This window comes from Desulfovibrio cuneatus DSM 11391 (assembly GCF_000430005.1).
In the GTDB taxonomy this organism is placed as follows: domain Bacteria; phylum Desulfobacterota; class Desulfovibrionia; order Desulfovibrionales; family Desulfovibrionaceae; genus Frigididesulfovibrio; species Frigididesulfovibrio cuneatus.
The window spans coordinates 1-15,678 of sequence record NZ_AUCY01000052.1 but is presented as its reverse complement, the minus strand read 5'-3'; the positions used below and the strand labels follow the sequence as shown (position 1 = coordinate 15,678).

At 53.9% G+C, this 15,678-nt stretch carries 13 protein-coding genes; 4 read left to right on the top strand and 9 right to left on the bottom strand.

The genetic code is table 11. From position 1 onward, the window contains the following. The first annotated feature begins 356 nt into the window (after positions 1-356). Positions 357-2,021 (top strand): sulfate respiration complex hexadecaheme cytochrome HmcA, encoded by a 1,665-nt coding sequence (hmcA, locus tag G497_RS0111785; RefSeq protein WP_027188298.1) that lies wholly within the window; start codon positions 357-359, stop codon positions 2,019-2,021. A 12-nt stretch (positions 2,022-2,033) separates the two neighbouring features. Here the strand turns inward: hmcA and G497_RS20195 are convergent, their stop codons facing one another. From G497_RS20195 to topA, 4 genes are all read right to left on the bottom strand, one after another. Continuing rightward, a complete protein-coding gene (locus tag G497_RS20195; RefSeq protein WP_156908086.1) occupies positions 2,034-2,270 on the bottom strand; it encodes a hypothetical protein in 237 nt (78 codons plus the stop codon). A gap of 164 nt (positions 2,271-2,434) precedes the next feature. After that, positions 2,435-2,989, bottom strand: coding sequence for an acetate uptake transporter (locus tag G497_RS0111780; protein WP_027188297.1), 555 nt, complete (start codon positions 2,987-2,989; stop codon positions 2,435-2,437). A gap of 243 nt (positions 2,990-3,232) precedes the next feature. Further along, positions 3,233-3,640, bottom strand: a complete 408-nt coding sequence (locus G497_RS0111775) for an OsmC family protein (protein WP_027188296.1) — start codon at positions 3,638-3,640, stop codon at positions 3,233-3,235. Between the two features lie 59 nt (positions 3,641-3,699). Next, positions 3,700-5,940, bottom strand: a complete 2,241-nt coding sequence (gene topA / locus G497_RS0111770) for a type I DNA topoisomerase (RefSeq protein ID WP_027188295.1) — start codon at positions 5,938-5,940, stop codon at positions 3,700-3,702. A gap of 806 nt (positions 5,941-6,746) precedes the next feature. Between topA and G497_RS0111765 the strand changes: the two genes are divergently transcribed. Then, complete coding sequence (locus G497_RS0111765; protein WP_027188294.1) at positions 6,747-7,013, top strand: DUF2325 domain-containing protein; 267 nt, start codon at positions 6,747-6,749, stop codon at positions 7,011-7,013. A 358-nt stretch (positions 7,014-7,371) separates the two neighbouring features. Here the strand turns inward: G497_RS0111765 and G497_RS0111760 are convergent, their stop codons facing one another. From G497_RS0111760 to G497_RS19310, 3 genes are read right to left on the bottom strand one after another with little or no spacing between them, the layout of a single operon-like run. After that, on the bottom strand, positions 7,372-7,710 hold the full coding sequence (locus G497_RS0111760) for a tRNA-binding protein (protein ID WP_027188293.1): 339 nt from the start codon (positions 7,708-7,710) through the stop codon (positions 7,372-7,374). A 33-nt stretch (positions 7,711-7,743) separates the two neighbouring features. After that, positions 7,744-9,984 carry a YgiQ family radical SAM protein gene (locus tag G497_RS18005; RefSeq protein ID WP_156908084.1) on the bottom strand — a complete coding sequence of 747 codons (2,241 nt, stop codon included), beginning with the start codon at positions 9,982-9,984 and terminating at the stop codon, positions 7,744-7,746. A 2-nt stretch (positions 9,985-9,986) separates the two neighbouring features. After that, positions 9,987-10,385, bottom strand: a complete 399-nt coding sequence (locus tag G497_RS19310; RefSeq protein ID WP_051258086.1) for an EF-hand domain-containing protein — start codon at positions 10,383-10,385, stop codon at positions 9,987-9,989. A gap of 394 nt (positions 10,386-10,779) precedes the next feature. On the opposite strand from G497_RS19310, the gene G497_RS0111745 reads away from it, so the two are divergent. Continuing rightward, positions 10,780-11,820, top strand: a complete 1,041-nt coding sequence (locus G497_RS0111745) for an AI-2E family transporter (protein WP_051258085.1) — start codon at positions 10,780-10,782, stop codon at positions 11,818-11,820. Positions 11,821-12,072: 252 nt separating this feature from the next. Here G497_RS0111745 and G497_RS0111735 read toward each other — a convergent pair whose 3' ends face one another. Next, positions 12,073-13,686 carry an MBL fold metallo-hydrolase RNA specificity domain-containing protein gene (locus G497_RS0111735; protein ID WP_027188291.1) on the bottom strand — a complete coding sequence of 538 codons (1,614 nt, stop codon included), beginning with the start codon at positions 13,684-13,686 and terminating at the stop codon, positions 12,073-12,075. 410 nt (positions 13,687-14,096) lie between these two features. On the opposite strand from G497_RS0111735, the gene G497_RS0111730 reads away from it, so the two are divergent. Continuing rightward, positions 14,097-14,759, top strand: coding sequence for an LOG family protein (locus G497_RS0111730; protein WP_027188290.1), 663 nt, complete (start codon positions 14,097-14,099; stop codon positions 14,757-14,759). 84 nt (positions 14,760-14,843) lie between these two features. On the opposite strand, the gene G497_RS0111725 is transcribed toward G497_RS0111730, so the two are convergent. After that, the gene (locus G497_RS0111725) at positions 14,844-15,182 is read right to left on the bottom strand and encodes a hypothetical protein (protein WP_027188289.1); all 339 of its coding nucleotides are present in this window, start codon (positions 15,180-15,182) and stop codon (positions 14,844-14,846) included. Between the last annotated feature and the right edge of the window lie 496 nt (positions 15,183-15,678).

Sequence of the window (15,678 nt, the reverse complement as noted above, 5' to 3'; positions counted from 1 at the left end):
GCTCGGGCTTCGTAGCGGTGCGCGGGGTGGCAAAGCCGCGCGTGACCTCAGTATTCCTTGTGGAATGGCATTGTTATTTTTTTCACAATTACTCTTTCTTTCTATACCATACCTTTTATTTCGTTGGCAAGTAAGGAGAAAAATACATATATGCTACAAGTGGCATATATGTATTTTTTATTGAATCTGTGCCAATCTTCAATTCTCTTGTTGGAGTGGGTGCCTGGAACACCACAAAAGACGATATTTATGGAAATAAATCACAAAGAACGCCTGTCGTTTATGTGATTCTAGCTAGGCAATGCCGTTGCGCAGGTTTTTGCCTGTGCTGCACAGAAACTTGTTGGGGCTGCCACATGTATACACCTTTTCTTTTCTCCCTCCGTTTTACTCGGGCCTGTTGCTGCATTGGCCTGTTGCTGCTTGCTTTGCAGCCTGCCATCGGCCTTGCCTCCCAGAAAAAGGCCACCGCCGCCCCCCCTGCCAACGGAATGCTGCGCATAGCCACGCAACGCTCCGGGGAAATGCCCCCGGCCCGGTTCCCGCATGATGCCCACGCCAAAACCCTTGGTGCTGCAAGCTGTGCCACCTGCCACACACAAACGGAAGCAGGAAAACCCTCGTTGCCGGAGGCCTTTTCTTTTAAGGGAACCCAAGAGCTTTCCGGTGCCAAGCGCAAAGCCCTGTTGCACACCGCCTGCCTTGGGTGCCATACAGAACGCACCAGCCAGGGGCTTTCTTCCGGCCCAAGGGAAGCGCAGTGCCGCAGTTGCCATGCCCGCCCGGAACGGAGGGAACCAGCTACTGTGTTCCGCCCTCGGCTGGATAAGGCTTTGCACTACCGCCACATTCAGTCCAGTGCCATTCCCGCCCCTGAAGGGGTAGGGGAGCAGGCCAACTGTAAATCCTGCCACCACCCTGTGCCTTCCATGCCGGAAAGCCCTCCTTACCAGTCGTGCGGCACTTGCCATGCTGATACACCAAAGGACAAGCAGCCCAGCCTGCGTGTTGCCGCCCACATGAGCTGCTTTGGCTGCCACGCGGCAACACAGGCCAAGGGCAACCCTTCCGGCCCTATTACCTGCGCAGGGTGCCACAATGAAACGGACTGGAAAGGCTATTCACGCCCCGCCAATGTGCCACCGCTGCTGGTAAACCAGCCTGTGGTACGGCTGATGCAAATGCCCCAGCCTGCCCAGCAGGAGGGAGCCCAAGGTGAAAAGCAACCCGTTGCTTCCATGCAGCCTGTGCTGTTCAACCACGGCTTGCATGAAAAGGCACTGCCTTCCTGCACAGCTTGCCACCACAAAACATTACAGTCTTGCACCACCTGCCATACTGTGGAAGGTTCTGAAAAAGGCGGTATGGTGCCCCTGGCCCAGGCCATGCACGGGCCAAATTCGGTGCGTTCCTGTGTGGGGTGCCACACAAAGCGCAGTGTAACCCTGCCAGCGTGTACTCCCTGCCACGGGCAAGCCCCCCGCACCATTGCGCCGCAATGTGGCTTCTGCCACAAGCAGCCTGAGGCCGCAGGGCAAATGCCCCCGCCCGCAGGGGAACCTATGAACCCGGCCACGCAGCGCATTCCTGCCACCCCATTCCAGGGCGACTATGGCCAAGGGCAGAAGCAACCCTGGCAAACAGCACCGGAAGTGGTGACCATTGGGGCGTTGAGCAATGAATATGAAGCTTCTCCCTTCCCCCATGGAGCTGTAATTCGCGGTATTCTTGCCCGCATTAATGCGGCAGCCCCCAGCATGGCAGACCGCCACAAGGAAGGGTATGCCCTGTGCATGGGGTGCCACCATAACAGCCCGGCAAGCGCCAACCCACCCCGGTGCATTAGTTGCCACCAACCGGGCGATGGCAGCATTGCTGCTGTGCCCCAAGGGGGCAAACCACTGCTGAAGGCGGCTTACCACTTGCAATGCATGGGGTGCCATACCCAGATGCAGGTGGAAAAACCCGCTAATACAGATTGCGCTGAGTGCCATGCGGTGAAGCCGGTGGCGGGGAAGTAGGGAAGCGCTGGTTTAGTTGCGCTCGGATTTTGTTGCTTGGTTCGGTGAAATTCGTATGAGAAAAGAGAGTGCGGCAGGGTGTCGCACTCTCTTTGTTTTAGGGGAGCGTGTGGAATTGGTGTAGCGGTGCGCCACACAACCTCTTCCATTTTTTCTTGCAAAAACAAAAAACCGGGAACGCTTGCCGCGCACCCGGTTTTCAAACTTGGGACCATTGCAAAACTGCGTTTTGCGTGCTTTTTCCATCATGTTTCGTTCTGCGTATGCAGAACGAAACATGGCCTAAGTCGCAAAAAGCACTCATTTCACAGGGAAAGTAAATTTCCCTTATTCGTACTTTTTGGAGCGTCTTCCCTGTGTGAAGCCGCCTTAAGACTATTTTGCAATAGTCTTAACTCTATGAGCCAGTAGCCTTAATACGGCAACAACTTGCGGCCCCACTGTTCGTGCAGCACTTCCGCCATGGCAACATAAATTGCGGAAAAACCACACAAAATGCCTTCCCACCCGGCAATAATGCCAATGGTTGCGTTGCCAGTAATATCGCGCGCGGTGAGCAGGAAAAACAGAATGGTCAGGGAAAGGAAAATGAACTGGGTGCCTTTGCCGCCCTTGAGCGTGCCCACGTACATGAACAGTGTGAAAAGCCCCCACATGAACAGGTAGCAAGCCATGAACCCGTGCGGGGTTTCTTCGGCAAGGCCCATTTTGGGCAGCAGAATAAGCAGCACAAGGCTAAGCCAGAAGCAGCCGTAAGAAACAAAGGCGGTAAAGCCAAAGGTGTTCCCTTTTTTAAACTCCATAATGCCGGCAATAAGCTGGGCCAGGCCACCAAAGCACAAGCCCATGGCCAAAATCATGGAAGTAATGGGAAAAAAGCCTGCGTTGTGAATGTTCAGCAACACGGTGGTCATGCCAAAACCCATAAGCCCAAGGGGGGCCGGGTTCGCCAGTTTACCTTCTGTCATACAAATCTCCCCTGAAAGTATTACCCACCCAAATGGGCACCAAAGCGTTTATTGCCACAAAAAAAACACCGCACTGGGTGTTTTTGTATACTCAGCGGCGGGATGTATCAGAGAATAGGCGTTGTGTAAACAGAAGGAAGAGTGACTCAGGTTGTGGATTATTGTGCGGGTGTTTTGGTATTGCAAGCAAAAACGGCGCAGAGTGGATTTGCCACCATGCGCCGTGCATGTACAAAAAAGTGGTTACACCCAGTTAAAGGAAATAACGCGCTGAATGTCTGGGTGCAGGCTGTGGCACACCGGGCAGTTGTCCACTTCAGCCATAAGGGCGTTACGTACTTCCTGGCTCAGGTTTGCGCCGGGAATGTGGAAGGCCACTTCAATTTTAACAATGCGACGCGGGCCAATACCCATATGCTTTGTGACGTCTGCCCTGGCCCCGGTAAGGTCAATTCCTTGCTTGCCAGCCGACATGGCCATAATGGACAAAGCGCAGGAAGCAAGGGCTGTGGCGCACATATCCGTGGGGGAAATGGATTCCCCTTTGCCATTATTATCCACCGGGGCGTCGGTGTAAAAGGCAGAATCGCTTCGTACGTGGCGGCATTCAGTACGCAAATCACCAAGGTAGGTTACGGTAGAGGTCAGCATGGGAATCTCCTGTATGTGTGATTATTTTTTAGGAAACGCTGATGTTTTCCGTTTGGCGGCTATTCTTCTTCCGGCTTTTTGCGGTAGCTGCATGCCTTTTGCGGGCAGGCAAGGCTAACCACGCCGCCGCGGCCAATGTGTTCACCCAGCACAGGCCATTCGCACTTGGGGCAGGGGCCGGGCACGGGCTTGTCCCACATGGCATAGTCACACTTGGGGTAGGTGTTGCAACTGTAAAATATTTTCCCGCGCTTGGAACTTTTTTCCACCAGTTGCCCTTCACTACAGGCTGGGCACGGTATGCCCGTGGAAAAGGGCTCGGCATGGGTGCATTTGGGGTAGGCGGAACAGGCAATAAAGCGGCTGCCTGTGCGGGCTTTTTTCAGCACAAGGTCGGCCCCGCAGTCTGGGCATTTGCCCACCACTTCATGGTTGGGCTTTTCGCGTTCTGCAATGTGTACTGTGCCGTCTTCATCCCGGGTAAAGTTGCTGGTAAAGCGGCATTCCGGGTAGCCGGAACAGGCCAGAAACGCCCCGGCCTTGCCAAACTTGATAACCGTATCCTTGCCGCATTCCGGGCATACTACACCGGAAGGCAGGCCGCCTTTGACTGAATCCATAGCCCCGGAAGCTATTTCCAGGGTGGGGTTAAAGTCTTTGGTGAACTTGGTAAGCAGCTCAACCCAGTCTTCTTCCCCTTCTGCCACTTTATCGAGTGATTCTTCCATGGCAGCGGTAAAGCCCACGTCCATAAGCTGTACAAAGTATTCAGCGAGCAGGTCGCACACCACCACACCAAGGTCGGTGGCAGCAAAGTGTTTTTCTTCAAGCTTCACATATTCCCTGTCTACCAAGGTGCTGATGATGCTGGCGTATGTGGAGGGTCGTCCTATGCCTTTTTCTTCCAATTCGCGTACCAGGGAAGCTTCTGAGTAGCGGGCAGGGGGCTGGGTGAATTTCTGTTCTTTGTCCAGCTTTTCCAGGGTCAGGTTTTGCCCTTGTGTCAGCTTGGGCAGGTCTACCACATCGTCGCTTTTTTGGGGGGAGAGCACATAAAAACCGGGGAACAGCACTCGCTCGCCCTTGGCCTTGAATTCCACGCCGTTGCATTCAGCCAGCACCACGGTGTCTTCCACCTTGGCCCCTGCCATTTGTGAAGCCACAAAGCGGTTCCAGATAAGGCGGTATAACTGGTATTGTTCCGGGGCAACAAGGCTTTTAATGCGGTCTGGGGTAATGGTAACATCAACCGGGCGTATGGCTTCGTGGGCGTCCTGGGCGCTGCCCTTGCTTTTGAACACCCGCGCTTTTTTGGGGTAGTATTCCGGCCCCCACGTGGTTTCAATGAAGGTTTTGGCGGCGTCGCGGGCCTCGTCTGAAATGCGCACAGAGTCGGTACGCATATAGGTAATAAGGGCGGTGGTGCCCAGTTCCCCCAGTTCCACCCCTTCATACAGGCGCTGGGCAATGTTCATGGTGCGTTTGGCTGTGTAGCTGTGGCGCTGGTTGGCAGCCTGTTGCAAAGTGGAAGTAATAAAGGGTGGCACCGGGGTGCGTTCGCGTTCCTTAACGGCAACGGAAGTGACCACAAACGGGTTGCCAGCAATGCGCTGCTCCAGGGTTTCTGCTTCTGCTGCGCTGCCAACCTTGGCTTTTTTCCCGTCCAGTTTGGTCAGCTCGGCCTTGAAGGAGGGTGGCTCCTGCCCTGCCAGCATGGCGCGAATAAGCCAGTATTCTTCCGGGGTGAACTCGCGGCGTTCTTTGTCGCGCTCCACAATAAGGCGCAGGGCAACGCTTTGTACGCGCCCGGCGGAAATGCCGCGCTTGACCTTTTTCCAGAGCAGGGGGGAAAGCTTGTACCCCACTAAGCGGTCCAGAATCCGGCGGGCCTGCTGGGCGTCGAACAGGTTGGCGTTGAGTGGGCGCGGGTTTTGCAACGCTTCGCGCACCGCTTTGGCCGTAATTTCGTTAAATTGGATGCGCTGGATATTGGTGTTTTTGTCTTCAATCAGCGCGGCAATGTGCCAGGCAATGGCTTCCCCTTCGCGGTCGGGGTCGGGGGCAAGGAAGACGGTACCTGCTTTGGCGGCAGCCTGGCAAAGTTGCGCTACCACCCGCTCTTTACCTTCAATAACTTGATAATGTGGCGTGAACCCGTTGTTTTCATCCACAGCCAGGGTGTTGCGGGGCAGGTCGCGTATGTGCCCAACGCTGGCAAGAACTGTGTAGTTGTTGCCCAGGAATTTGCTGATAGTTTTAACCTTGGCCGGTGATTCCACAATAATCAGATCTTTCGCCATAATAAACCCTTAATATAGAGTAGTGCCTTGTGCAGGCAGTTCGCCCGTGGTGAACGCAGGAACGTGCATAAGCAGCGCACCCACTTCACTGTGGCGTGAACCATAAGCACAGACCTTGCAAACGTGCGGCAAGCAAAACTGGAAAACTCTGCACCGTGCGCCTGCCAGCGCACCCCGTGTGGGTTCAAAACGCAGTGCAGCACAGGGCCTGCCGTACAATAGGAACACATAACAACCGCACAAGCCAGGCGAGGCGGCCTACAAATAGATACGGCTTTCGCCTGTAAGGTCAAGGGAAAATGTGTACAAGGATTCCAGATAAGTTTGTTTAGTTAATAATAATGGCATGTTGCCTGTTTGCATTATTCTGTTTGTTCTTGATGCAGAAGATTTGTCCATATGCTAGTTGACTTTGACATTCATTATCATTAACTATGAATCATACCAGTTGCTGTGTGCGGCTATGTGCTGTTGCTTTTGGCTAACCAGTACAGCTCTTAACCCAGCCTGTGAACACAAGCTCAACACGACGGTTACTATATAACGTGAGAAAGCACTGATTAAATCGAAGTCGAGAAACGCGCAGTTATTTCGTTTGGCTAGGAGCAAGCTTTTTTTGAAGCAGGAGTGACAATTCTGCAGGAAAGCAGAATGGGGAACCGCCCGCAGGGCGGGGGCCGAAGGCCGAGGCCCAGAACGGGCCGAGTCAACTCTTTTGTCCATGACTGTTTCAAAAAAAGTGAAGTAACGCCGCCAAACGGAATAAATCAGCGTTTCCGTAACCATACAATATTTTGGAGGAAGTTATGAGTGCAGCATTAATAGGTGGTATGGACAGACTGAAGCGGGAATACATAACGGCAGCCAAGGACAAGGGCGTTTCTTTAAAAGTATTCACCGGGCAAGAGCGCAGCCTGAAAAACATGCTGGGTATTCCGGACAAGATGATTGTCTGTACAGATAAAGTTTCCCACGCGGCGCGCAACGAAGTAATGCGTTATGCCAAGGCCAACAACATTCCTGTGCACATGGTGCACTCAGCCGGCGTCTCCTCTGTTCGCAACTGCCTGTAGGAAAACGCTGATTTTTTCCGTTTGGCGGCGTTGCTTCATGTTTTGTACAGGAGGGCAGGGCCAAAGAGCCCACCCCCCCTGTACAAAACACTTGCGCCTTGCCAAACGAAAAAACTGAGCGTTTTCTAAATCCCATCACTGGTAAAGTACCATTCTTTGAAAACGTTAACCATCATATTTTGTTATTGAAATAATAAGTCCAGGATGAGCGCACAGGCTAATTGTGTGGCTTCACCTTGGACTTTTTTTATTAAAAAATTTTTCCACATCGGGGTTCAGGAAGGAGGGGGTACGGGGGAGGAAAACTCAAGGGCTTCAAGCCCTTGGGGTTTCCTCCCCCGTTAGCTTTTTCCTCCCCCTAACACAGCTTTGCGCCGTCCGGCACAAACCGCTCCGGGGTGGCAAGAATGATGGCTTCACTGGCATCGGGGAAGCCGGTGAGCAGGAATTCCGAACGGAAGGAGCCGATTTGCTTGACCGGGAAGTTCACCACCCCCACCACCTGCATACCAATGAGGTCTTGGGGGGTATAGTGTGTGGTAATTTGGGCGCTGGTTTTTTTTATGCCAATGGGGTCGCCAAAATCCACCCACACCTTCAGGGCGGGCTTACGGGCTTCGGGGTAGGGTTCTGCCTTAACAACAGTGCCCACCCGCAGTTCCACGGCTTCGAACTGGTTCCAGGTTATTTCTTGCATATCCGTATCCTTGCCCGAAGGACGCTAGCGTTTTCAGCCGCGGCCTTTGCCGTTGCGCCGCTGCTGGTTGGAGGGTGCAGGCCGGCCAGAACGGTCGCTACGGTCGTTGCGACTTTGGTGGCCTTGTTCCTGGCGGCTTGTTCGGTCATTGCGGCCTTGCCCGGTTCGGTCATTGCGGCCTTGCTCAGTACGTGGTCCATTGCGCTGGCCCTGTTCCGGGCGGTTTCCGGGGGCATTGCGGTTGCTGCGTCCCTCGTTGCCATCTCGTGAATTGGTCCGGCCTTCCTGCTGTTCCCCGCGCGTGGTGTTGCCTTTGGCTGGGCCATTGCCTGCTGCCCGGCTTTGGTTTGCATTGCGCGCTCCATAAGGTGGGCGCTGGGGTGCTTTGCGGAATCCTTCACCCGTGCGGTGCTGCTGGTGGCCTTCCCCGCCCAGCAGGGCGTGGTGCTGTTCCAGCCGTTCCCGGTCTGTTTTGGCAACGTACAGCGGTTGCAGTTGTGTATCTACCTCGGCGTAAAACATGGCTGTGGCCACGGTGCCGGGGGTGGGAATAAAGCACTGCACCTGCTGGGGGCTCCAGTTTTTTTGGCGCAGCCAGCGCCCCAGTTCCTGCATGTTTTCCAGGGTGCAACCGGGAAAGGCGCTCATTAAATACGGTACGGTGTACTGTTCTTTGTCGGCTCCGCTGCTGGCAGCATGAAAGGCTTTAAGGAAGGTTTCAAACACTTCAATGCCGGGTTTGCGCATCAGGTGCAGCACGTTGTTGGCACTGTGTTCCGGCGCAACCTTAAGCTGGCCCCCGGTGAATTCTGCTGTGTAGGCAGCAAGGGCTTGTTGTTCTTGCAGGGCAAGGTCGTAGCGCACGCCACTGGCAACGCGCACGTGGCGCACACCGGGGGTTGCCTGCACAGCGCGTAGCAAGGCCACCCCGGCTCGCTGGTCAACCGCAAAATGGGGGCATATTTTGGGGTGCAGGCAGCTTGCCCGGCGGCAGGTGCCTTTGGGCAACTGGCACCGGGCCTGCCACATGTTGGCAGTGGGGCCGCCCACATCGCTGATGGAACCTGCCCAGCGCGGTGTTTTTTCTTCCTGCTGGGGGCCTTCGGCAATGGTGGCAGCTTCCTGCACAATGGAAGCTTTGCTACGCGAGGCAATGTGCCGCCCCTGGTGCAGGGCAAGGGAGCAGAAGGAGCAGCCCCCGCCGCACCCACGGTGGGTGGTAATGCTGGTGCGAATCATTTCCCAGGCCGGAATGGGCGCTGCGTAGGAAGGGTGGGGCAGGCGGGTGTAGGGCAGGTCGTACACCGCGTCCATAGTGGCTTCTTCCAGTGGGGGTTGGGGCGGGGTGCACACCAGAATGCGGTCGCCCACAGGCTGTAAAAGGGCGGTGTTGCCTGCGTGTACCTGTTGTTCCAAGGAAAGGGTGGCCTGCATCAGGGCTGGTGGGGTGGCGGTGATATCCTCAAAAGAAGGCAGAAATTCCGTGGCAACGCCTTGCTCAGCCAACTGGCTGATGAGGGCCGCTTCGTCGCGCCGGGAAAGGATGGAGGCCACACCGGGCAAGGTGGCGCAGGCCTGTACAAGCTGGCGGCGCAGGGCAGCAGGGTCTGGCTTATGCTGTTCTGGCCCCACAAGGGCCTGGGCCTGCCGGGCAATGGCCAGCAGGGCCGCTTCCCCCATGCCATACACCGTAAGGTCGGCTTTGCTGTCGAACAGCAGGGGGCGGCGCAGGCTGTTTTCCCAAAAATCAAAATGCACGCAGCGGCGCAGGGAAGCTTCAATACCGCCAAGCACCACAGGAATGTGGGGAAACGCCCTGCGCACCATGTTGGTGTACATAATGCAGGCCCGGTTGGGGCGTGCCCCGCACTGCCCGCCGGGGGTGTAGGCGTCGTCGTGGCGCTTTTTGCGGAAGGCAGTGTAGTGGGCCAACATGGAATCAATAGCCCCGGCAGTAACCCCCACAAACAGGCGCGGGCGCCCCATGCTTTGCAGCGTGGCTATGCCTGCTTCGGTATTTTCCCATTGGGGTTGGGCCACAATGCCCACCCGGAAGCCATGGGCCACCAGCCAGCGCCCCAGTAGGGCAATGCCAAAAGAGGGGTGGTCAACGTAGGCGTCGCCGGAAACAAGCAAAATATCCAGCTCATTCCAGCCAGCCTTGCGCATTTCTTCCCCGTTCATGGGCAAAAAAAGGGGCTGGCAGGAAAAAGGAGGACGTGCCTTGGCACCCCCCGTTGTGGCAGGGGGTGCTTGCAGTGTGCAATGGGGCATTGTTACTTCTTATTGCGGGCAGGCATTACAAGGTCTTGCTTGGGGGCGTCGCTCTGCTTGGCAGCTTCGCCGTTCTCTTTGGGTTGGCTCATGCCCATGCCCCCCATGCCTTGTTCCCCTTCGGCGGGTTTGCCGTGGTTGCTGAAAAAGGCGTTCCATTCCGCCACGCTGATGGTGCTGTTGGCGTCGGTATCAATGGCGCCAAAGGCTTCTTCACGCATACTGGGCAGGGCTTTGAAAAATTCTTCACGGCTCAGTCCGCCGTCTTTGTTTTCGTCCATGGCGTCAAAACGAGATTGAGCGGTTTGGCCTGCCATTTCCGGGCGGGCCTGGGCAGGGGTGGCGGCCAGGCACAGCCCGGCAAAAACAAACAAAGAAAGGGAGCGAAGGGGGGTACGCATAGTATATTCCTTGGAACAGCAGGGTACTGGTTGATGGTGGGGGAAGCAGGCGTGCCCGGTTTGTGGGCAGGGCAAACACCGTGGAATAAATCACCGTTTCCTACCATATGGTAACGCATGGTGGCGCTAGCCGCAAGTGAAGGAAGACCAATACCCTGCTCAAGGAAATATACCCTTGCAACAGAGCAAGAAAATAGCCAAGGTGTTCTAATGTATATTTTTACGGGTTGTTGTTATTTGCTAAGAAATACCGTAGAGTTGTCTTACTTTATAAGGTGCTGCACGGCACGCAATCCCTCGACATAAATCAAGAACGATACTGCTGGTTCCTTGTTGCTTTGCCTATTTCCAGCGGCATGGGTTCAAGACAGACACAGGCAGGAATGGAGTTGTCATGAACAGGCAGGCTCAAGGCCCGGCGGAAACTAACGTTGTGCCGCGCAATATGTTACTGGCATTTGTTGTGGTGCTTACCATTATAGCTGTGGGGGCCGTGCTGCGTTCCATAGGGCCAGTATTTTTCCCCCTGGTTATTGCCTGGTTTTTACTGCAGATTTGCCGCCCCATTTTGTTGTTTGGCAAAAAAATGAAGCTGCCGCACATCGTAAATGTGTTGTTGGTGTTTGTGGTATTCTTCTTGCTGTGCCTGGGTATTATCAAGTTTGGTACCATGCAGGTTGCTGCCCTGGAACGCATTTTTACCCAGTATGCTTCACAGCTTGGCAAGCTGGTGGCAGATGTGTTTGAGCTGTTGCAAATTCCGGAAGATTCGGTTTCAGTGGTGGCCCTTTTGCGGCGGTATATGTCTACCATTTATGGCAGCGTGTTGACTTTTTCCAGCCAGTTTTTCATGACCATCGTGTTTTTGCTGTTTATGCTGTTTGAATTTCCCGGCTGGGACAAAAAAGTGGAAAAGGCATTTGGTCCCAAGGCCGAGCAGATGAAGCGCATTAGTAATTCCATTGCGGAACAGACAGGGCAATATTTACGTACTATGGTGTTTGTAAGCTTTCTCACCGGGGTGTGCGTGTGGGCTACCTTGGTGCTGCTGGGTATAGAACTTGCCCCGGTGTGGGGGGTTGTTGCCTTTTTCTTGAATTTTATTCCTGCCATTGGCCCATTTATTGCGGTTATTCCCCCCACCCTTATGGCTTTGTTGCAGTTTTCCCTGGACGCACCGGAACCGTTTATGGTGCTGGTGCTGTTAACCATTATTCAAATGGTGACAGGGAATATTATTGCCCCTAAACTGTTTGGCGACAGGCTGGGCCTGAGCCCGGTGGTTATTTTGCTTTCCTTGCTGGTGTGGGGCATGTTGCTGGGTATTCCCGGTGCTATATTGTCCATTCCCATTACGTCCATTGTAAAAATTGTGTGTGAAAATATTCCTTCCCTGTACCCCATGGCGGTCATGATGGGCACCGGGAAAGAATAGCGGGGGCAGGCATTCACTCCATTTACGGGGTGTTATTCCCATAAGTAAAAACGGGGCCAGACTGGTATGTCTGGTCCCGCTTTACTTATGGAGAGTGGCTTGAATAAATGGAATGCGGCAGCATTTTGGGAGCGCGCAGTTATTTTGTTTGGCAAGGCGCGAGCTTTTTTTAAGCGGGCGCTGGACTCTTTGGTCCTGCCCCGCTTAAAAAAAACGAAGCAACGCCGCCAAACGGAATAACTGCGCGTTCCCCTATAGTTGGGAAAGCAGATGGAGGAACTGCCTGTTCATTTCCAAAAGCTGGTCCCGCAGGTCTACCTGTTCCGGCCACTGGCGCTGGCGCACCTGGGGCAGGCCTTTTTTCAGGCGTTCCATGTTTTGTTCTGTGACTTCATACAGCATGTCCCAGTTTATTTGAGGCGGAGTTATGCCTTCCTGGCAGGGGTGCACCACCACGGCTTTGCCGTGCAACAATTCCAGTTCTTCCAGGTAGGCAGGAATGGTGGGGGTAATGCTAAAACGGCTTTGCAGCAGTTTTGACAGGGCCTGCTGGGCGTTTTTTTCCCCGTGAATCAGCACAATGCGCAGGTCGGGGTGGGCAATCTGTTCTACCCAGTGTAAAATTTGGCTTTGCCCGGCATGGCCCGAAAAACCACCAATGGTGAATATTTTGGCCTTCACATACACCAGTTCACCGAACAGGTTCAGGGTTTTTGCCCCGTCCACCAGTTTGCGCCCCGGTGTGCCCACGCCCTGGTAGCCCGTAAACACCACGGCGGCCCCTTCCCGGTACAAGTTATGGCGCAAGTGGTGCCTGATGCGCCCGGCGTTGCACATGCCGCTGGCGGAAATGATAATGCCGGGGCCGGGGGTTTCATTAATTTCCTGCGAGCCTTTGACGTCGGTAATATAGCGCAGGCCAGGAATGGCGAACGGGTCGTCGCCCTGTTTCAGGCGCTGGCTGAATTCTTTATCCAGATATTCCGGGTGCTCGCGGAAAATTTTTGTGGCCCGCACTGCCAGGGGGCTATCAACATAAATGGGAATACCCACGGGCAATTTACCTGCCTTGTGGAGCAGGTGCAGGGTCATGAGAATTTCCTGGGTACGTTCCACTGCAAAGGCCGGGAAAATGGTTTTTTCGCCGCGGCTGGAGCTGTATTCAATGGCAGTGGCCAATTCTTCCAGACTGGTGTCTTCGTTTTTATGATCCCTGTCCCCATAGGTAGATTCAAGGAACAAATAGTCTGCTTTTAACTTAGGAATGCTGGGGTCGTTCATGAGCAGGGCGTTGGGCCTGCCAAGGTCACCGGAAAAAACCACCTTGGTGGTGCCTTCTGGTTCTGTTATTGCCAGTTCCAAAAAAGCAGAGCCAAGAATGTGCCCGGCGTCGCGGTAGGTTACTGCCACCCCGGAGGTAGGTTCAAAGGTGGTGTTGTAGCTTGTGCTGCGTAAATATTGCAAGGTGCTTTCCGCATCTTCCAAAGTATACAGCGGGTCTACCGGTTTTTCCCCCTGGCGCTGCAACTTGCGTGAAGCCCATTCCGCTTCTGTTTCCTGAATATGGGCGCTGTCTTGCAGCATAATTCCCAACAGTGCCTTGGTGGCTTCAGTGCAATAAATGGGGCCGGTAAACCCTTCCTTTACTAGGCGGGGCAAAAGGCCGCTGTGGTCTATGTGGGCATGGGTAACAAGTATAAAATCCAGCTCGCTGGCATTATAGGCGCTGGTATTGAAATTTCGTTTTTCCAGGGCAGAACCACCTTGGTGCATGCCGCAATCAATAGCAAAGCGGGCATTGGCCGTGGTTATAATATAGCAAGAGCCTGTAACGGCTTGGGCAGCCCCCATAAGCTGTACTTTCATGCGTATCTCCCGTGTGGGTTAATTTATCAGATACTCGTAGTATGGCATTATACGCTATGCAAGTGCAAGGGAAAAACAACAGGGCATGCGGCAGAATATGTTTCTGCCGTAAGACCATTGCAAAACGGCGTTTTGTGTGCTTTTCCTGCCATGTTTCACTTTTCCGGCGCAGAACAAAATATGGCGTGAGTCACAAAAAGCACTTATTTTACAGGAGAATTAATTTTTTTTATTCGTGCTTTTTGGAGTGTCTTCCCTGTGGGAAGTCGCTTCAAGACTATTTTGCAATAGTCTTGTTTTACAAAAATTTGCAGGCCCACAGGTTGTATGATAGAAAAGCCTTTCATTGCATATTGCGAAACTACTTGGGGGCTATTGTTGCCCCATGCCCATACGTGAAGGAGCTAATTATGGAATTTGATGCCCTTGATAAAGTGAACCTGCGTGATTCCTGGCGGATGTTTAAAATTATTTCAGAAATAGTGGAAGGGTTTGAAACCTTAAGTACCACAGAACGCTGTGTTTCTATTTTTGGCTCTGCCAGGGTAAGGCCGGACGCCCAGGAATATAAAGATGGGGAAGAAATAGCCCGCCGTCTGGTGGGGCATGGCTTTGGTATTATAACAGGCGGCGGCCCCGGCCTTATGGAAGCAGGCAACAAGGGCGCCACTGAAGCGGGCGGCACTTCCGTTGGGCTGCACATTCACCTGCCGCACGAGCAGGGCTGTAACCCTTATGTAAAAACCCGCGTAAACTTCCGCTACTTTTTTGTGCGCAAGCTTATGTTTGTGAAGTACGCCAAAGCCTATGTGGTTCTGCCCGGCGGTATGGGGACCATTGATGAGCTTTCCGAAGCGTTTGTGCTGGCCCAAACCAAGCGCACAGAGCCGTTCCCCATTATCTTGTACGACAGTTCCTTCTGGGGTGGCCTTTTAGACTGGGTGCGCACCACCATGGTGAAGCGCGGCTTTATTGGGGAATCGGAACTGAATATGCTGGTAGTGAAAGATACCCCCCAGGAAGTGGAGGAGTATTTGGTTTCGGTGTTAGGTTCTAATAATCCTGATTTTTAATTTCCGCTTCTGTGGCGGGGTATATGCTTCGGCGGCAAAGCCGCCTGCGCCCCGCCGCCTCTTTCTTTATGCTTTTATGTTCACTTACGCTCCCCCCTGTGGGGGGTCGTCCTTCTTGCTCTCGTTCTCATTTGTGCCGCTGGCAACATCCCCTTGCGTTTCGCGTTCTTGTTCTTCCAGGGCGGCGGCCTCCGCGTCTTTTTTGGCTTCCTGCTTGTTGCGCCAGCGGGCTTTGAGGGCGGTGTATAGGATATACAATCCTGTCGGAGTTGTTATCCATGCTGTCCATGCTGAGACTTCTACTCCATGATGGAGATACCCCTCATTTATTATGATAGTGTGTAGACCGGTTAGAGAAAACAATAGACTCAACACTATCTCCACAAAATATGTCGGTTTATTTTTTTCTTTTTCTGCTTTCATAACGATCTAAACCTTGGTCATAAATATTCCTAACCACTCCACCCCGCCGCCTGCCCCGGCGTCATCGCCGGAGGGCCAGGCAGGAAAGCCCCCTGCGCAAAATCCGCTGCAATGGGAATTGCTTTTGTAATCACACTTCCACCCGGCATACTCTGCACCCCCGCAGCAATACGCTGGGCAGCGGCAGCACTTGCAGCGCTTGCCGCATGAAAAGCTGTTCCCGCTACAGGCGCACCCATAACAACAGCTCCCGGTATGGCAGAAACACCACTTATTGCCGCAGCCTTTGGCAATCATCAAAAATCGCGGCGCTTCGCCGCACCTTACAGGTAATTCTGCGAGTATCCCACGTCTTTGGTGCGCTTTGTTGCACCCGCTCACTCATGCGAAGTGATAACCGCTTTTGTGCCACTTCCCGCTTGTGTAGCAATTACCTTACGTGGCATAGCCTATAAGGAAACTTGCCTGCAATACCCCGTTTCACTCTAGTTTGGCA